Annotated in this window: 11 protein-coding genes; 6 read left to right on the top strand and 5 right to left on the bottom strand. The window is 64.3% G+C overall.

Annotated features, from left to right (window positions below; genetic code table 11):
* The 6 genes from ACWGTI_RS09050 to ACWGTI_RS09025 all read left to right on the top strand — a co-directional run bounded on the left by ACWGTI_RS09050 (position 1) and on the right by ACWGTI_RS09025 (position 10,178).
* Positions 1-1,641: an acyl-CoA synthetase gene (locus tag ACWGTI_RS09050; protein ID WP_454586784.1), complete on the top strand. Its 1,641-nt coding sequence runs from the start codon at positions 1-3 to the stop codon at positions 1,639-1,641.
* Positions 1,642-1,891: 250 nt separating this feature from the next.
* The gene (locus ACWGTI_RS09045) at positions 1,892-2,497 is read left to right on the top strand and encodes a TetR family transcriptional regulator (RefSeq protein ID WP_454586783.1); all 606 of its coding nucleotides are present in this window, start codon (positions 1,892-1,894) and stop codon (positions 2,495-2,497) included.
* A gap of 55 nt (positions 2,498-2,552) precedes the next feature.
* On the top strand, positions 2,553-3,692 hold the full coding sequence (locus ACWGTI_RS09040) for an efflux RND transporter periplasmic adaptor subunit (protein WP_454586782.1): 1,140 nt from the start codon (positions 2,553-2,555) through the stop codon (positions 3,690-3,692).
* Positions 3,693-3,943: 251 nt separating this feature from the next.
* Complete coding sequence (locus ACWGTI_RS09035; protein WP_454586781.1) at positions 3,944-7,084, top strand: efflux RND transporter permease subunit; 3,141 nt, start codon at positions 3,944-3,946, stop codon at positions 7,082-7,084.
* A gap of 117 nt (positions 7,085-7,201) precedes the next feature.
* On the top strand, positions 7,202-8,695 hold the full coding sequence (locus ACWGTI_RS09030; protein ID WP_454586780.1) for an aldehyde dehydrogenase family protein: 1,494 nt from the start codon (positions 7,202-7,204) through the stop codon (positions 8,693-8,695).
* 127 nt (positions 8,696-8,822) lie between these two features.
* Positions 8,823-10,178, top strand: coding sequence for an LLM class flavin-dependent oxidoreductase (locus tag ACWGTI_RS09025; RefSeq protein ID WP_454586779.1), 1,356 nt, complete (start codon positions 8,823-8,825; stop codon positions 10,176-10,178).
* A gap of 59 nt (positions 10,179-10,237) precedes the next feature.
* Here the strand turns inward: ACWGTI_RS09025 and ACWGTI_RS09020 are convergent, their stop codons facing one another.
* The 5 genes from ACWGTI_RS09020 to ACWGTI_RS09000 all read right to left on the bottom strand — a co-directional run bounded on the left by ACWGTI_RS09020 (position 10,238) and on the right by ACWGTI_RS09000 (position 18,582).
* Complete coding sequence (locus ACWGTI_RS09020; protein WP_454586778.1) at positions 10,238-11,947, bottom strand: APC family permease; 1,710 nt, start codon at positions 11,945-11,947, stop codon at positions 10,238-10,240.
* Between the two features lie 253 nt (positions 11,948-12,200).
* Positions 12,201-14,570 carry a DUF1989 domain-containing protein gene (locus tag ACWGTI_RS09015; protein ID WP_454586777.1) on the bottom strand — a complete coding sequence of 790 codons (2,370 nt, stop codon included), beginning with the start codon at positions 14,568-14,570 and terminating at the stop codon, positions 12,201-12,203.
* 139 nt (positions 14,571-14,709) lie between these two features.
* The gene (locus ACWGTI_RS09010) at positions 14,710-15,333 is read right to left on the bottom strand and encodes a sarcosine oxidase subunit gamma (protein ID WP_454586914.1); all 624 of its coding nucleotides are present in this window, start codon (positions 15,331-15,333) and stop codon (positions 14,710-14,712) included.
* Positions 15,326-18,307 (bottom strand): sarcosine oxidase subunit alpha, encoded by a 2,982-nt coding sequence (locus ACWGTI_RS09005; protein ID WP_454586776.1) that lies wholly within the window; start codon positions 18,305-18,307, stop codon positions 15,326-15,328. The genes ACWGTI_RS09010 and ACWGTI_RS09005 overlap by 8 nt, the downstream gene beginning before the upstream one ends.
* On the bottom strand, positions 18,307-18,582 hold the full coding sequence (locus ACWGTI_RS09000; protein WP_454586775.1) for a sarcosine oxidase subunit delta: 276 nt from the start codon (positions 18,580-18,582) through the stop codon (positions 18,307-18,309). Before ACWGTI_RS09000 ends, ACWGTI_RS09005 begins: the two co-directional genes overlap by 1 nt.
* Positions 18,583-18,589: the final 7 nt, after the last annotated feature.

Below are 18,589 nucleotides of genomic sequence, written 5' to 3'. Positions count from 1 at the left end.
ATGGGCAATCCCTACGATCAGGATCTCGGCAAGAACGCTGCCAACGACCAGCCACTGACGCCGCTCACCTATCTGGAGCGAGCGGCAAGGACCTATCCCGACCATGTCGCCATCATCCATGGCAACCAGCGCATAGACTATCGCACCTTTTGGCAACGCTCGCTCAAGCTCGCCTCGGCGCTGTCGAAGCGCGGCATCGGCAAGGGCGACACCGTCACCGTCATGCTGTCCAACACGCCGCCGATGCTGGAGGCGCATTTCGCTGTGCCGATGACCAAGGCGGTGCTGCATTCGCTCAACACCCGCCTCGACGCCGCCGTTATCGCCTTCCAGCTCGACCATGCCGAGACCAAAGTGCTGATCGTCGACCGCGAATTCTCCGGCGTCGTCAAACAGGCGCTGGCGCTGGCGAAAGTGAAGCCCCTGGTCATCGACTATGACGATCCCGACTATGCCCCTGATGCGCCCTATCCGAAGGGTGAGCGCATCGGCGCGCTCGACTATGAGGATTTCGTCGCCGGTGGCGACGCGGATTTTTCCTGGTCGATGCCCGACGACGAGTGGGACGCGATCTCGCTCAACTACACCTCCGGCACCACCGGCAACCCGAAAGGTGTCGTCTACCACCATCGCGGCGCTGCCCTGATGGCCTACACCAACACCATCCACGCCGGCATGGCCAAGCACGCCGTCTATCTCTGGACGCTGCCGATGTTCCACTGCAACGGCTGGTGTTTTCCGTGGACGCTGGCCGTCCAGGCAGGAACCCATGTTTGCCTGCGCTGGGTGCGGCCGAAGCCGATCTACGACGCTATCGCCGACCATGGCGTCACCCATCTGTGCGGCGCACCCGTCGTCATGTCGGTGCTGATCAACGCCAGGGAAGAGGACAAGCGCCACTTCCCGCAGACAGTCACCTTCAACACCGCAGCCGCGCCGCCGCCGGAAGCCGTGCTGTCGGGCATGGCCGATGCCGGCTTTGCCGTCACCCATCTCTATGGTCTGACCGAGACCTACGGTCCGGCGGTGGTCAATGAATGGCATGGCGCGTGGGACGATCTCGACAAGGGATCGAAGGCGCAGAAGAAGGCCAGGCAAGGCGTGCGCTATGCCGCACTCGAAGGCCTGACGGTGATGGACCCCGAGACGATGCAAGAAACGCCGGCCGATGGCGAGACCATCGGCGAGGTCATGTTCCGCGGCAACATCGTCATGAAGGGCTATCTGAAGAACAGGAAGGCAACCGACGAGGCCTTTGCCGGCGGCTGGTTCCATTCCGGCGACCTCGGCGTGATGCATCCCGACGGCTACATCCAGCTCAAGGACCGCTCCAAGGACATCATCATCTCCGGCGGAGAGAATATTTCGTCGATCGAGGTTGAGGACGCGCTCTACAAGCACCCGGCCGTCGCCTCCTGCGGCGTGGTGGCCAGGGCGGACGATAAATGGGGCGAGGTGCCGGTCGCCTATGTCGAGCTGAAGCCGGGCAAGGCGGCGAGCGAAGCCGAGATCATCGATCACTGCCGAGGGCTGCTCGCGCGGTTCAAGGTGCCAAAGGCGGTGATTTTTGCCGAGATTCCGAAGACGTCGACGGGGAAGATCCAGAAGTTCCGGTTGAGGGAGATGGCGAGGGGGAAGTAGGCTCGGTCAAATGCGCTAAGTCGAGTTCCTGCCCACCCCCCTCTGTCCTGCCGGACTGTCCGGCAGGACAGAGGGGGTGGGAAGGATCGCCACGCCGAAAGACGACCTTGCTTGCGCTCCTGGCTCACGCCCACCCCTGTCACCATCTGTCACCAATTATACGCGTACGTCGAATCTGCATTGACACTCCTTCTCTTTCGATTTACGAGTGACGAAAGTTGAAATTCGTCACTAGTCAAACGAAAGAGCCATGTCCGAAGCCGCGAGCATCATGGTCGACGCCGCCCGCCAGGAGAATGTCACCCGTATTCTCGACTGCGCCGAGCGCCTGTTCCGCCACTATGGTTACGGCAAAACCAATGTTGCCGATATCGCCCGCGAACTCGGTATGTCGCCGGCCAACATCTACCGTTTCTTCGCCTCCAAGGTTGAAATCCACCAGGCCGTCTGCGGCCGCATGCTCGGCGCCAGCTACAGGATGGCCTACGAGATCATGCATCTGCCGATCGGCGCCGAGGAGCGGCTGCGCCGTTATATCCATGCGCAGTACAAAATGACCATGGAAGTCATGCTCGACGACCAGAAGGTGCACGAGATGGTCATCGTCGCGCTTGAGCGTGACTGGGGCGTCATCGACAAGCATGTCGATTCTATCCACGACCTGTTTGCCGAGGTGATCCGCGAAGGCATCGAGGCCGGCGAGTTCCGGGAACAGGATCCGGTCATCGCATCGCGCTGCTTCGGCGCCGCCACCGTCATTCTGTGCCACCCGCAAATGGTGGCGCAGTGCCTTGCCAAGACCAATCGGGCGATGCCCGACGACCTCATCGATTACGCAATCAAGGCCCTGAAATAACCGCCGCCCGCCGGGCGCCGGTGTCGACCGTTCATCTCCAGTCGGGAGTACGAAAGTGTCTTTGTCCAGTTCCATCCTCCGCAAGCTGCCGGCTGCCAGCCTGGTCGTCGCCACGCTCGGGCTCGCCGCCTGCAGCCAGGAGAAGACCGAAGTCCAAGACATCATCCGTCCGGTCAAGGTGGTCGAGATCGGCCAGGCCGAAAACAGCCGCGAACTCGCCTATTCCGGCTCGGTGCGCGCCCGTACCGAAATGAATCTCGGCTTTCGCATCTCGGGCAAGGTAACCCAGCGCCTGGTCGATATCGGCCAGCATGTGACATCGGGAGATGTGCTCGCCCGCATCGATTCCACCGACTACGAGCTTTCGGTCAAGAGCGCCAAGGCCAGCCTCGATGCCGCCGAGCGACAAGTCGAGACGGTCGATCTGTCCCGCAAGCGCGCCGAGCAGCTTTTTGCCAAGAACTTCACCTCGAAGTCGCAGCTCGAGCAGGCGACGTTGAGCTACAACCAGGCCGTGGCGACGCGCGATGCCGCCCGTTCGACCCTTTCACAGGCGCAGAACCAGGTCGTCTATACCGATCTCAAGGCGAGCGAGAACGGCATCGTGACTGCGGTCTCCGCCGATGTCGGTCAGGTGGTCGGTGCCGGAACGCCAGTGATGACGGTTGCCGTCGACGGCGAAAAGGAAGTCTTGATCGCGGTTCCCGAAATGGACATCGCCGCCTTCAAGCCAGGCAAGGATGTCACCGCCAGCTTCTGGTCCGACGATGCGCTGAAGCTCTCCGGCAAGGTCCGCGAAGTGGCCGGCAGCGCCGACCAGCAGTCGCGCACCTTTGCCGTGCGTGTCTCGCTGCCCGACGATCCGCGCGTGCTGCTCGGCATGACCGCCAACATCGAGGCTTCGGTGGCCAAGAAGCAGGAGATGGTATCGATCCCGCTCAGCGCGCTGGCGGAAAAGGATGGCCAAAAGATCGTCTGGACCGTCGACCGCGCCGGCGAGACGGTGCACGAGCGCCCGGTCAAGGTTGCGGAGTTTACCGCCGACGGCGTCAGTGTCGCCGACGGGCTCAAGCCGGGTGATGTCGTCGTTGCCGCCGGCACCCAGTTCATGACCGAGAATCTCAAGGTCAAGCTGAACGGCGATGCGGTGCAGGCCGCCTCCGCGGAAGGCGACGCCGCAAAGGCCCTGCGCTGACGGCAGGCGCATGAAGCCGGCTTGATCGTCGCTTCGGCGAAGAGGGCTGGCGAAGCATTCAAGGTTTCCGGGCGGCGAGTGCCCGATGGTCGAGACGCCAAGGTCGAGTTCCCCCGCATCGATCCACGCGTCCCACCGCGATGAGGGTCTCTCCCGCTCGGAAAGCCTCGCCGCCCGGAAGCCAGCATCGGAATTCCCCGGACCGCATGCCGAGGGCGTGCGCTCACGATCAACGAATTGGACTGACGCCGATGACCACCACCAACGACAGCAGTGAAAAGCGGCCTTTCAATCTTTCGCGCTGGGCCATCGGCCATCCCTCGATCGCCCGCTTCCTGTTCGGTCTGATCATCATTGCCGGCGGGCTCGGCTTGATGCGCATGGGCCAGAAGGAAGACCCCGATTTCACCTTCCGCGTCATGGTCGTCCAGGCGATCTGGCCGGGCTCCTCGATCCAGGAGATGGAGGATCAGGTCGTCAACAAGATCGAGCGCAAGCTGCAGGAAACGCCGCATCTCGATTTCGTCCGTTCCTACACCCGCGCCGGCAGCGCCATCATCACCGTTCAGGTCAAGGGCGACGCCGATGCAGCTGAGGTGAAGGACGCCTTCTACCAGGTGCGGAAGAAGGTCGGCGACATCTCGGGCGACCTGCCGCAAGGCCTGCTCGGCCCCTATTTCAACGACGAGTTCGGCGACACTTTCATTACGCTGCACTCGATCAGCGGCGACGGCTACTCCTATCCCGAGCTGAAGAAGTTCGCCATCCAGGCGCGCGACATGCTGCTGACGACGCCGGGCGTCGAGAAGGCCGTCATCATCGGCGATCAGCCGGAGAAGATCTATATCGACATCTCGTCCAAGGCGCTGGCCGAACGCGGCCTGACGCTCACCGACCTGCAGAACGCCATCAAGGGCCAGAACAATGTCGATCCGGCAGGCTCGGTCGACACCGGCCTGCGCTCGGTGCGCATCTCGGTCGAGGGCGATGTCACCAAGGCAGCCGACATCAGGGAATTGCGCCTGCGCGCCGGCGGCCAGGTGACGCGTCTCGGCGACATCGCCACCGTGTCCTCCGGCCTCGAGGATCCCTATGAGCGCAAATACCGCTTCAACGGCCACGAAAGCGTCCAGGTCGGCGTCGTCATGGCCAAGGGCTTCAACGTCACCGATGTCGGCAAGGATGTCGAGGCGACCTACAAGCGCTTCGAAGAGGCGCTGCCCTATGGCGTTTCCGTCGACCAGATCTCCGACCAACCGGAAGTCGTGCGCGATGCGGTGAAGGAGTTCATGGAGGCGCTGGGCGAGGCGCTGCTGATCGTGCTGGCCGTCTCGCTGCTGTCGATCGGCTGGCGCTCCGGCCTGGTCATCGCCATCGCCATTCCGCTGGTGCTGGCCGCCACCTTCGCCATCATGTACGAACTCGGCATCGACCTGCAGCGCATTTCGCTTGGCGCCTTGATCATCGCGCTCGGCCTGCTCGTCGACGACGCCATGATCGTCGTCGAGATGATGGAGCGCAAGCTGGAGGAGGGGCTGGTCAAGATCGAAGCGGCGAGCTTCGCCTATTCCTCGACCGCCTTCCCGATGCTGACCGGCACGCTGATCACCACCGCCGGCTTCATCCCGGTCGGCTTCGCCGCCTCCACGGCCGGCGAATATGTGCGCACGCTGTTCTACGTCGTCGGCATCGCGCTGGTCGTGTCCTGGTTCGTCGCCGTCTATTTCACGCCGTGGCTGGGCTACATGATCCTCAAGCAGCGCAAACATGCCGGCAATCATCACGATGCCTTCGACACCGGCTTCTACCGCCGACTGCGCGCCACGGTCGGCTGGGCGGTGCGCCATCGCATCATCGTGCTGGTGATGACACTGGTGACATTCGCCACCAGCCTGTGGGCGTTCCAGTTCATCCCGCAGAACTTCTTCCCGCAATCCTCGCGTCCCGAAATCCTGGTCGATCTCTGGCTGCCTGAGGGAACCTCGATCAAGGAGGTCGAGACGCAGGCCAAGGCGCTGGAAGCCAGGATGATGGACGACAAGGACAAGCGTTTCATCGCCACCTATATCGGCGAGGGCGCGCCGCGCTTCTTCCTGCCGCTCGACCAGCAATTGCGCAACCCGAACTATGCCCAGCTCTTGGTGATGGCCAATGACGAGCCGGCGCGCGAGCGGTTGATCCTTAAGCTGCGCTCCATCCTGGCGCAGGATTTCCCGTCGATCCGTTCCAAAGTCGATCGCCTGTTCCTCGGTCCGCCGACCGGCTGGCCGGTGCAGATGCGCGTCATGGGTCCGGACCGCCAGGAAGTGCGCCGCATCGCCGATCAGGTGAAGGCGAAATTCGCTGAAAATCCGCTGCTCGGCGCCGTTCACGACGACTGGCTGGAGCCGGTGCCGGCGATGAAGCTGGTCATCGACCAGGACCGCGCCCGGGCGCTCGGCGTTACCTCGCAGCGCATCCGCCAGATGCTGCAGGCATCGATGTCCGGCGCGTCGCTGGACGACTTCCGCGACGGCGAGGAGACCGTATCCATCGTCGCCCGCGAACCGGACGCCAGCCGCAACCTGCTGTCCTCGGTCGACTCGGTCTATATCCCGACCGATTTCGGCGGCTTCGTCCCGCTCTCGCAGGTCGCCAAGGTGGTGCCGGTGCTCGAGCAGGGTGTCGAATGGCGGCGCGACCGTCTGCCGACCATCTCGGTGCGCGCCACGCTGCCGGACGGCGTCCAGTCGAACGATGTCGTCACCAAACTCTACAACGACATGCAGGGCATGCGCGCCGGTCTCGCGCCCGGCTACAAGATCGAGATCCAGGGCGGTGCCGAGGATTCGGCCGAAAGCCAAGCCTCGATAGCCGCCAAGGCGCCGGTCATGCTGGCGGTCATCGTCGTGTTGCTGATGATCCAGCTGCAGCATTTCGGCAAGGCGATGCTGGTGCTGGCCACCGGCCCGCTCGGCATCATCGGCGCTGCAGCAGCTCTGTTGATCAGCGGCGCGCCGTTCGGCTTCGTTGCCATCCTCGGCGTCATCGCGCTGCTCGGCATCATCATGCGCAACTCGATCATCCTGGTCGACCAGATCGACCAGGACATCGCCAGGGGTATGGATCGATCGGAGGCGATCATCGGCTCGGCCGTGCGTCGTTTCCGGCCGATCGTGCTGACGGCGATGACGGCGGTGCTGGCGCTGATCCCGATCTCGCGCGCCGTGTTCTGGGGGCCGCTCGCCTACGCCATGATGGGCGGCATCCTGGTTGCCACCGTGCTCACCATCCTGGTGCTGCCGGCAGGCTATGCGCTGTTCTTCGGCCGCGAGCCGAAGAAGGCCAAGGAGCCGGCGGGCGAGGCGGTTCAGGACAATGACAGGCCGCAACTGGCCCTGGCCGCCGAGTAACAGCCGCTGGCGCATAGGATGCGCCCTGGGAAAAATGCTACAACGCCGTACGTTTGACGTGCGGCGTTGTGGCGTTCCGGCGGCCATGATGCCCCATTTGTCGCGTGGAGGATGATCATGACCCTGGCCCAGACCCCGATCGCCCTGCGCCTGCCGATCGACCGGCGCCATCGGCAGATGTTCATCGACGGCGCCTGGGTCGATGCCCGCTCGGGGCTTACAATGGAAACCCGCAATCCGGCAACCGGCGCGGTCATCGCTACCGTGCCGCGCGGCGACCGGCAGGACATCGAGCTCGCCGTCGCTGCCGCCCGAAAAGCCTTCGACGGGCCGTGGAGCCGGTTGAAACCCTATGAGCGGCAGGTGCTGCTGCTGAAAATTGCCGACCTCTTCGAAAAGCACTGGGAAGAGATCAGTCGCTCCGACACGACGGACATGGGCATGCCGATCGTGCGCACCCGCGCCAATCGCAACCGCGTCATCGGCATGCTGCGCTATTATGCCGGCATGGCCACCGCACTGCACGGGGAGACCATCGACAATTCGCTGCCGGGCGAAATCGTCTCCTTCACCCGCAAGGAGCCGGTCGGCGTCGTCGGCGCCATCATTCCGTGGAACGCCCCCACCGCGGCCTCGGTCTGGAAGATCGGCCCGGCGCTCGCGACCGGCTGCACCATCGTCTTGAAACCGTCGGAAGAGGCGCCGCTGACGCCGCTGTTGATAGCCGACATCATGAACGAGGCCGGCGTGCCGGCCGGTGTCGTCAACATCGTCACCGGTACCGGCGCCGAGGCGGGTGCCCCACTTGCCGAACATATGGGCGTCGACAAGATCGTCTTCACCGGCTCGACCGCGACCGGCCAGTCGATCGTCCGAGCCTCGGCCGGCAATCTGAAGCGCGTCTCACTGGAGCTCGGCGGCAAGTCGCCGGTCATCGTCTGCGCCGATGCCGATCTCGACAAGGCCGTCCCGGTGGCGGCGATGTCGGTGTTCGCCAATTCCGGCCAGATCTGCATTGCCGGCTCGCGTCTGTTCGTCGAGCGCTCCATCCATGACGAGTTCGTCGCGCGGCTCGCCGCTTACGCCGAGGGGCTGAGGATCGGTGACGGCATCGACCCGGCGACCGAGATCGGCCCGCTGGTTTCGCTGCGGCAGCTCGAACGCGTGACCGGTTATCTCGAAGCCGGCGCGGCCGAGGGCGCAAAGCTGGTCACTGGCGGTACCCGCCTCACGGAGGGCGCGCTCGCCGCCGGCAATTTCGTCGCGCCGACCGTGTTTGCCGGCGTCTCCGACGACATGAAGATCGCGCGCGAGGAAATCTTCGGTCCGGTCATCTCGGCGCTGCCCTTCGACACGCTGGACGAAGCGGTCGAGCGCGCCAACAACACGCCCTACGGTCTTGCCGCCGGGGTCTTCACCCAGAACGTCGCCAAGGCGCACCAGCTGTCGCGAAAGATCCGCGCCGGCTCGGTCTGGGTCAACACCTACCACGCCATCGATCCGGCGGTGCCCTTCGGCGGCTACAAGATGAGCGGCTACGGCCGCGAGGGCGGCGCCGAGCATCTCGGCGAATATCTCAACACCAAGGGCGTGTTCATCAAGATAGATTGAACGGCCGCCCGTAGGAAATGCTCCACGGCAAGGGTTTTGCAAAACAGGATTCCTTTCCAGGACGGCAAAGCCGTCCGATCCTGCTGATATCGGAGCGATAGAGCTCATCCACCTCAGGTGACCATCCATGGCAGACAAAAAACAATTGCGGCTCGGCGCCTTCATGCGCCCGGTCAGTCTTCACACCGGCGCCTGGCGCTACCCCGGCGCCTATCCAGACGCGAATTTCAACTTCGCGCATCTGAAGCGTTTCGCGCAGACATTGGAGGCGGCGAAGTTCGACGCCTTCTTCATGGCCGACCACCTGGCCGTGCTCAACATGCCGATCGAGGCGCTGCGGCGCAGCCACACGGTGACCTCCTTCGAGCCGTTCACGCTGCTGTCGGCGCTGGCCGCCGTTACCGACCATATCGGGCTGGTCGCCACCGCATCGACGACCTTCGACGCGCCCTATCACATCGCCCGCCGCTTCGCCTCGCTCGACCACATCAGCGGCGGGCGCGCGGGCTGGAACATCGTCACAACGTCCAACCCCGACGCCGCGCTGAACTTCGGCCTCGACGATCATGTCGAGCACGACGAGCGCTATCACCGGGCGCGGGAATTCTACGATGTGGTGACCGGCCTGTGGGACAGCTTTGCCGACGATGCCTTCATCCGCAACGCCGAAAGCGGGCTCTATTTCGATCCCGCCAAGATGCATGTGCTGGACCACAAGGGCGAACACCTCTCGGTCCGCGGCCCGCTCAACATCGCCCGGCCGGTGCAAGGCTGGCCGGTCATTGTCCAGGCCGGCGCATCCGAGGCGGGACGGCAACTGGCGGCCGAAACCGCGGAGGTTATTTTCGCCGCCCATAGCGATCTTGCCGCGGGGCAGCGCTTCTTTGCCGATGTGAAGGGCCGGGCGCAAAAACTCGGCCGATCGCGCGACGACATCAAGATCTTGCCCGGCGCCTTCGTCATCGTCGGCGACAGCGTAGAGGAAGCGCGGGCCAAGCGGGCGAAGCTCGACAGCCTGGTCTATTGCGAGAGCGGCATCGCCTCGCTGTCGATCGCGCTTGGCCATGACGCATCCGGCTTCGATCCCGACGCGCCCTTGCCCGAAATCCCGGAGACCAACGCTTCGAAGAGCAGCCGCGAGCGGGTCATCGAACTGGCGCGCAAGGAGAACCTGACGGTCCGGCAATTGGCGCAGCGGCTTGGCGGCTATTCCGGCCTTGCCTTTGTCGGCACCCCGAAGGACATCGCCGACGAGATGGAGGAATGGCTGCTCGCCGAGGGGTCCGACGGCTTCAACATCATGTTCCCCTATTTGCCGGCCGGTCTCGACGACTTCGCCGAGAAGGTGGTGCCCGAATTGCAGCGGCGAGGCCTTTTCCGGCGCGAATATGAGGGCACGACCTTGCGTGAGAATCTTGGCCTGAAGCGGCCGCCGAACCGGTTCTTCGAAGGCTCCGAAGCGGCCATCCGCAAGACCGGCTGACCTCTCAGCACGAAAGGGCGCGCCGAGGCGCGCCCATTCCTTTCAAGCCGCCGTCATTTTCAGATGACGAAGTACCAGTTGGCGAGCAGCATCACCACCACGCCGGCGACCAGCGTCAGATAGGGCAGCATGCCGGCCTTTTTGACCGAGAGGTCGGCGCCCGCCATGCCGAGGTCGGCCAGCATGTGGTCGGGGAACTTGCCCTTGTCCTGGACGTAATGCCGGTAGCAGAACACCGGGATGATCAGGGCTGCCGTGATCAGCCCGGCCCACAGCGCCATCGGGTTCCACACCTTGGCGCCGGCGCCCATGAAGATGGCGTTGACATAGGCGAAGATGGCGCCCAGCCCGAGCAGCCAGCCTGGCGCCTTCCAAGGTCTCTTGATATGGCCGTTGTCGATGCGGTGGATCCAGCCGGCATTGAGGTTGAGGAAGTTGAAGATGATGTAGCCGCAGTTCGACACGGCGAGGATGAAGAAGAAGCTCGTCGCGTCGGCCGAAGCGATGGCCAGCACGATCAGGTTGAAGATGAGGTCCGTCCACATCGCCCGCGTCGGCGCGCCATGTTCGTTGACGTGGCTGAGATAACGCGGCAGCCAGCCGTCGACCGAACCCTGGTAGAGCGTGCGCGACGAACCGGCCATTGCCGTCATGATGCACAGCACCAGAGCCAGGATCATCAGCATCACCAGCAGGCTGTGGATCAGCGCGCCGCCGCCGACCATGCCGGCCAGTGCGTCCGCAACGCCCGAGCCGTCGACGATCGGCGTCGCCAGCATGCCGTTGAGGCCGAGCACGCCCTGGAAGGTGAAGGGAACCAGGATGAACAAAAGCATGCAGAGCAGGCCGGAATAAAAGATCGCCTTGAAGGTGTCGGTGCCTGGGTTCTTGAACTCCGAGGTGTAGCAGACGGCCGTTTCGAAGCCGTAGGTCGACCATGCGGCGATGAACATGCCGCCGAGCACAAGCGTCCAGCCGGGAATGTTCCACGAGCCGGGCTCGGGCGCGTAGGCTGCGGCCAGCGGCACCAGCGGCGAAAAGTTCGCCCAGTTGATCTGGCCGGTGACGATCGGCACGACGCCGACGATCAGCATCGGGATGATGACCAGCAGGCCGATGTACTTCTGCACATTGGCGGTGCCCAGAATGCCGCGATGCTGGATCGAGAAGATGATCAGCATCAGCACCGCGCCGATGAAGAAGGTTGCGTTGAGGGTGAAGGAGACAGGACCCAGTGTGTGGCTGAACAGCGTCCAGTTGCGGATTGCCGGCGTGGCCGCCGCGGTCACCGCGGCGATGGCGTCGGCAGGTGCCGTTCCGGCATGCGCCGCGATATAGGCAACGACATCCGGCGACGCCTCAGTGAACAGCGGCACCGGCGCCAACGCGTTGAGGATATAGGCGGCGGCGATCGAGCAGCCGAGCGACAGCACCGGCGACCAGGCGAACCAGTTGCACCACACCGACAGCGGCGCGATGAATTTCGAATAGCGCAGCCAGGCGGTGGCGCCATAGATCGAGGCGCCGCCCGACTTGTTCGGGAACAGGCCGGCGATCTCGGCATAAGTGAAGGATTGCAGGAAGCCCATGATCATGGACACCGTCCAGATCAGGAAGGCCAGCGTTCCGGTCGTGCCGGCAATGCCGCCGATCGAAAACAGGACCAGGGCCGGAACGCCGCTCGCCACCCAGAAGGCGCCGCGCCAGTCGATGTGTCTCAGCAGCTTGCTGTCGGCAGGCTGCTCAAGGGCCGTGCTTATCGTGCTCATATCAATGAATTCCCCTTTTTCTGTTCCCTGCCGGCGGTGCCTCGACTGTCGCGAAGCTTCTCCCCGACCCATCATTGCCGCGACATCGGTGTTTCCACTCAGTCGTATTTTTTTCTTAACAGTGAAGATTGATCCGGCGCGCTTTCACGTCAAGCGATTTGTGATGTCATGCACATCACGCTTGCGAAACATGGATCGGAGGGGCCGCCGGTAACAGCCGGCGAAGCAGTTTTGTTCGATCCTGAAGGGGCGTTCAGGAGCGTGGCTTGGTCTTTTGCGGATCGTAGTGGGCGAAGGCCACCACCTTCGCGGGCAGCCGCTTGGCATGGCCGTCGAGCTTGCCGATCTCGACCTCGGTGCCAATGGCCGCATGGGTGACGTCGAGCCTGGCCAGCGCAATGTTCTTGTTCAGCACCGGCGAGCGCATGCCCGAGGTGACGACACCGATCTGGGCACGGCCGACATGGACGCAATCGCCGTGGCCGACAGCAGCATTGCTGTCTATGTCGAGCCCGACCAGTTTGTGCTGCGCGTGTTCCTTGCGCCGGATCAGCGCCTCGCGGCCGATGAAGTCGTCGGTCTTGGTCTTCAAGGGCACGGTGAAGCCGATGCCGGCCTCGAACGGATCGGTCTGGTCGGAAAACTCGTAACCGGCGAAGATCAGCCCGGCCTCGATGCGGACCATGTCGAGCGCCTGCAGGCCCATCGGCTTCAGCCCATGCGGCTGGCCGGCTTCCCAGATGGCGTCGAAGACTTTCTCGGCGTCGCGCGGATGGCACCAGATCTCGTAGCCAAGCTCGCCTGTATAGCCGGTGCGCGAGACCACCACCGGGATGCCGTTGCCGCCGCCGATGCGCGCGACGGCAAAGCGGAACCATTCGAGCTCGTCGATCGAGGGTTGCAACGGCGAGGTCCAGATCACTTCTCGCAAAATGTCGCGGCTCCTCGGCCCTTGCACGGCGACATTGTGCATCTGGTCGGTGGATGAGCGCACCAGCACGTTGAGGCCAAGTTTCTTCGCCGTCTCGCGCAGCCATTCGCCGGACAGATCGTCGCCGCCGACCCAGCGGAAATTGTCCTTGCCGAGCCGCAGCAGCGTGCCGTCGTCGATCATGCCGCCATGCTCGTAGCACATGGCGGAATAGACGACCTGGCCGACGCCGAGTTTCTTGACGTCGCGGGTCAGCGTGTATTGCAGCAGCGCTTCGGAATCCGGCCCGGTGACCTCGAACTTGCGCAGCGGCGACAGGTCCATGATGACGGCGTCCTGCCGGCAAGCCCAGTATTCGGCGATCGGCCCCTCCTTGGCGAAGGAATTGGCGAGCCAATAGCCCCTGTACTCGGCGAAATTGCGGGTGTGCTTGGCAAAGCTCGAATGGAAAGCGGTCTCTCGGGTCATTTTGGGTTCCGAATCGGGCGTCATGCGTCTGGCGATCGCGCGCGAGAATTTGTGCTGGCCGGAATAGGTGCGCACATGGATGTCGGTGAGATCCCAGCCATTGGCGGGCGTCGTGTCGTCGGGGCAGGCGGAGGAGACACAGACGATGTCGGTCAGCGCCCTGAGCAGCACATAGTCGCCGGCTCGCGACCATGGCTCGTCCGACACCATCACGCCATGGGCATCGATCGCCGTGTTGAAGAAAAAGTTGATTGCCATCCAGCCGGCGCGGGCATTGACGCCCTTGTCTGAAAGCGCGCGATTAAAGTTCTCCGAGCAGTTGGTGTGGCCGGGATAGCCGATGTCGTCGTAATATTTGGCCGCACACGCGAGTGCGAAAGCGTCGTGCCGGCCGCACGTGTCCTGCACCACCTCGACCAGCGGCTCCATGTCCTGGTCGTAATATTTCGAATGCAGGCCTGGCATCGGATAGCTCGATCCCATCAGCGTGCGCGTCGTCGTCACGTCGAGCGGATGATCGAGCCCCTTGTCCAGCTTGCGCGCCGAGAAGCACTGGAAGTCGGTGCACTGGCGGCCGTCGACGTCGATGATCTGCAAATAGTCGCCAGCCTTGACGAAGTAGGACTCCGCCGTCGCCGAATGGACGCGCAGGTCGAGCACCGGATCGGCGAGCGGGTCGCCGAGCTGCGACTTCGATTTCAGGCGGATCGTGGCGCGGCGCACGATGACGGTGAGCGGCGTCGCTGTGTCATGGCCATCGACCAGCATCGGTCCGCCGGGCGCCGCAATCAGCAAGCCGCCGTCGCGCGCGACGGTGAACGCCTGTTCCGTGCCGGCAGGCGTCGCGCCGCCGAACACGCGCATCGCCTTGGGCTGATCAAGTTGCACCCGCCGGCGTTCGAGGCCGCGGCGCACGGAAGCGAGGCTGTCGTCACCCTCGGCCAACAGCGCCCTGATCCCTGCGGCATTGCTGTTGGATTTTTCGCCGAGGATGCCGGGATCGGTCGCGCCGCTGCTGTCCCAGGCCAGCAATTCGCAAGCCTGGCCGCCCTCGACATTGCGCACGGTGATCATATCGCCGGCCTCAACGTCGATCAGCACCGCGCCATTGCCCTGGATCGTGTAGCGCTCCATGCCCGGTGGCAGCGCGATCTGGCCGGGCCTCAGGATGAGGCTTGGCCTGGGCGGTCCGGCTGTCACTGTGGGGTAGGGCGACTGGCTCATTTCAGCCTTGCGGTTCGAGAAACAAGTTTGCCTGTGTGTAAAATTATTTTAGCAGGGAGAATAGCAGGGGGATCGCGTTTGGCAAGGTGAAGCGCGCTTCTTCCCTTCTCCCACAGGGGGAGAAGGGAAGGGCGCGCCTTTACGCCAACGCCTCGGAATGCGCGATCGTCACGCCATACTCCGCTGCCGAGTCGAGTATCGTATGCCACAAGCTCTCCGCGAAAGTCGCGAACACAAGCAGATTGAACACCGCCTGCCCATCGCGATCTCCGCCGCGCCAGAGCGTGACGCTGGTGTGGTCCATTGACGTTGCCGCCGCAGCACCAACGGGGAACACGTCCGGATGCAAATCAATCGACGACAGCTTGGCCAGCATCGTCCGCGCCTTGGTGCCCGAAATACTGATCAGCACGCGCGCATGCGATTGGTCCGACAGCGACGCAGAAGATGCAAACGCCTGGGCGAGTGCTTCAGTCGTGTGCTTGCCGCCCTTCGACAGCACGAAGAACTGATCGGGTCCCGACCATATCAGCGTCGCATCCGGTGTCTGCACAGCCTCAGGCGTGTCTGGAGCCGCCACACCGAAGCGCGCCTTCGCGGCCCCGGCCATGTCAGCCGCCTTGCCACGCCGCGCCATCACCTGCACCAGGTCGAAATTGCGGATCTCGATCAGCGACACGCCGGCATCGCCTTGCGCACCGTAAGGCCCGACAACAAGAGCCCGGTCGATTGGGCTACGAACATCCCAGGAAAACTCAGCCACGCTGGCGCCCTCCATCCGGATCGTAGAAGACGGGATTGCAGAGTTCGACATCGTAATCCTCGCCGCGAAGCGGATCGTGCGCATGGACGATCTCGCCGATGCGCTCGCGGCCGCGTTCGACAAGGCCGAGCCCGATCCACTGGTCGAGCGTCGGCGAGAAGCAGACCGAGGTGACGTAGCCCTGGTCGTTGTCCGGCCCGGGCGTCTGCCCCTTCGGGATGATATGCGCGCCGGAGCGCAGCCGCCGCGCCTTGTCGACCGGCTTGATGCCGACCACGACCTGCCGGTCCGGCGCCACCAGCGCCTCGCGGCCGGCCATGACGCGGCCGATGAAATCCTTCTTGGTCGACATCATCTTGCCGAGACCGAGATCGGCCGCAGTCGTCGTGCCGCTCAGTTCCGGTCCGGCGACATGGCCCTTTTCGATGCGCATGACGCCCAAAGCTTCAGTGCCGTAGGGCGTCACGCCGAATGGCTTGCCGGCAATCATTAGATTGCGCGCCATCGCCTCGCCATAGCGCGCCGGCACCGAAATCTCGAACGCCATCTCGCCGGAGAACGAGATGCGGAACAGCCGCGCCTTGATGCCACCGCGCAGCGCGACTTCGCGCGCGCCCATGAAGGGGAAACCTTCGTTGGTGAGGTCTTCGGCCGGGTCGACGATTTCCTTCAGCAGGTCACGTGTCTTCGGTCCGGCGATGGAGAATTGCGCCCACTGGTCGGAGACCGAGGTCAACTGCACGTCGAGTTCGGGAAACAGCACCTGCCGGCAGAATTCGAGGTGTTGCATCACCAGCCCGGCCTTGGCGGTGGTGGTGGTGAGGAAATAATGGTCTTCGGCCAGCCGCGAGGTGGTGCCGTCATCATAGACCAGGCCGTCCTCGCGCAGCATCAGCCCGTAGCGGGCCTTGCCGACGGCGAGACTGGAGAAGGTGTTGATGTAGACGCGGTCGAGGAAGGCGGCGGCATCCGGGCCATGCACGTCGATCTTGCCGAGCGTCGAGACGTCGCAGAAGCCGACGCCCGAGCGCACTGCCCTGACCTCGCGGGTGACGGATTCCAGCCAGTCCTTTTCGCCGGCGCGCGGATACCATTGCGCGCGCTTCCACAGGCCGGTGTCGACGAAGATCGCACCCTGTTCGGCGGCCCAGTGATGCGAGGGCGTCAGCCGCGTCGCATGAAAATTCTCGTCGCGATGGTGGCCGGCAAAGGCGCCGATGGCAACGGGCACGTATGGCGGGCGGTAGATGGTCGTGCCGGTCTCGGGAATGGATTTTCCTGATACCGCCGCCATGATGGCAAGGCCGGTGACGTTGGAGGTCTTGCCCTGATCGGTCGCCATGCCGAGCGTCGTGTAGCGCTTCAGATGCTCGACCGATTCAAAGCCCTCGCGCTGCGCCAGCTCGATGTCGGACGCCGTGACGTCATGCTGCTGGTCGACAAAGGCTTTTCCCTTGCCGGCGACATGCCAGAGCGGCGTCAGCGAGAACGCCTCGTCATTAGCGACAGGTGCGGAGCCCGCGTTGGCGGTGCGTCCCGCGTCACGCGCGGCCGCGGCGCCGGCGGCAAAACCTTGGTTCAGGCAGGCGCCGAGCCCGAAGGCGCCGTTGGCCGCACCTGCAGCGACCATGCCGGGAGGCGCGCCGTCCGGCACAAACGCCGCGATATCGTCGCGCCATTTCGGTCGGCCGCGATGGTAGGAGGTGAGCCCGACCGCCGGGTTCCAGCCGCCCGACATTGCGAGCGCATCGGCCTCGACCTCGGCCCGCGCGCCTCCGGTCAGCGACACCGAAATCTTGCGCACCCCGTCCTTGCCGCCGTCGACGCCGCTGACAGCGCCATGCAGCACGGTGAAGCCGTTTTTGGAGGCGAGCGAGCGATGGGCGGGCGAGACGTCACTGCGCGCGTCGATCACCGCGGCGATCTGCAGGCCGGCAGCGAGTGCGGTCTCGACCGTGCGCCAGCCATCCTCATTGTTGGTGAACAGCGCGATGCGCTTTGCCGGCGTGGCGGCATAGCGTGAGACATAGGTCCGCATGGCGGATGCCATCATCACGCCGGGCGTGTCGTTGCCGGCGAAGACGATGGGACGCTCGATCGCGCCAGCCGCGACGACGCAGCGCTTGGCCACGATCCGCCACAGCCGCTGCCGCACCTGGTGCTCGGGCGGCGTCGGCAGATGGTCGTTGACGCGTTCGATCGCGCCATAGGTGCCGCCGTCATAGACGCCGAACAAAGTCGTGCGCGTCATGATGCGCACATCCGGCATCGAGCCTAGCTCGGCCAGCGTGCGCGCCAGCCACTCCGCTGCCGGCAGCCCTTCGATCGTGCCGCCATCCGACAGCAGGCGGCCGCCGGGGACAAAATCCTCTTCGCACAGGATGACGCGGGCGCCGCTGCGGCCGGCGGCCAGAGCTGCCGCGAGACCGGCCGGACCGGAGCCGGCGATCACCACATCGCAATGCGCCCAGGCCTTGTCGTAGTGATCGGGATCGGGGGTGACCGCCGCGCGGCCGAGACCGGCGGCGCGGCGGATCGCCGGCTCGTAGATCATCTCCCAGAATTTCGCCGGCCACATGAAGGTCTTGTAGTAGAAGCCGGCGACGAAGATCGGCGCGAACAGCTGGTTCACCGACATCACGTCGAAGTTGAGCGACGGCCAGCGGTTCTGGCTGGCAGCTTCGAGCCCATCATAGAGCTCCGCCGTCGTCGCCTTGGTGTTGGCCTCGCGCCGTGCTCCGGTGCGCAGTTCGACCAGCGCGTTGGGCTCTTCCGAACCGGCGGTGAGAATGCCGCGCGGGCGGTGGTACTTGAACGAGCGCCCGACCAGCTTGACGCCGTTGGCGACCAGCGCCGATGCCAGCGTGTCGCCCTGGAAGCCTTGGAAAGTCTTGCCGTCGAAGCGGAAGTTGAGCGGCGCCGAGCGGTCGATGAGCCCGCCATTGTCCAGCCGGTTTGTCTGCGCGCCGGCCATCACGCGCCAACCTTTGCAGCACCAGCGCCTGCAGCCGGCTCAACCGCCGAAATCTCATGCGTCAGCGTGTTGCGGGTGACCTTCAGCCAGGAGCGGCAGCCGCCGCCATGGTACCAGTTCTCGCTCATCACGCCGGCGATGTTGTCGCGCAGATAGACATAATCGTAGACGGCATCCTCGCCGGCTCCCGCCGCCGGCCGTTGTGGCTTGGCGTCGCCGAGATAGGTGAACTCGCCGAGTTCACGTTCGCCGCAGAAAGGACAGACAATCCGCATCTCGCCG

Source organism: Mesorhizobium sp. ArgA1 (assembly GCF_053714375.1).
This window is presented reverse-complemented; position numbering and strand designations above follow the sequence as displayed.

What these genes read in the sequence shown, in the direction of transcription:
- ACWGTI_RS09025 (WP_454586779.1), top strand. Translation starts at nt 8,823, where the DNA reads ATGGCAGACAAAAAACAATTGCGGCTCGGCGCCTTCATGCGCCCGGTC.
- ACWGTI_RS09050 (WP_454586784.1), top strand. Translation starts at nt 1, where the DNA reads ATGGGCAATCCCTACGATCAGGATCTCGGCAAGAACGCTGCCAACGAC.
- ACWGTI_RS09015 (WP_454586777.1), bottom strand. Translation starts at nt 14,570, where the DNA reads ATGAGCCAGTCGCCCTACCCCACAGTGACAGCCGGACCGCCCAGGCCA.
- ACWGTI_RS09045 (WP_454586783.1), top strand. Translation starts at nt 1,892, where the DNA reads ATGTCCGAAGCCGCGAGCATCATGGTCGACGCCGCCCGCCAGGAGAAT.
- ACWGTI_RS09000 (WP_454586775.1), bottom strand. Translation starts at nt 18,582, where the DNA reads ATGCGGATTGTCTGTCCTTTCTGCGGCGAACGTGAACTCGGCGAGTTC.
- ACWGTI_RS09030 (WP_454586780.1), top strand. Translation starts at nt 7,202, where the DNA reads ATGACCCTGGCCCAGACCCCGATCGCCCTGCGCCTGCCGATCGACCGG.
- ACWGTI_RS09035 (WP_454586781.1), top strand. Translation starts at nt 3,944, where the DNA reads ATGACCACCACCAACGACAGCAGTGAAAAGCGGCCTTTCAATCTTTCG.
- ACWGTI_RS09005 (WP_454586776.1), bottom strand. Translation starts at nt 18,307, where the DNA reads ATGGCCGGCGCGCAGACAAACCGGCTGGACAATGGCGGGCTCATCGAC.
- ACWGTI_RS09020 (WP_454586778.1), bottom strand. Translation starts at nt 11,947, where the DNA reads ATGAGCACGATAAGCACGGCCCTTGAGCAGCCTGCCGACAGCAAGCTG.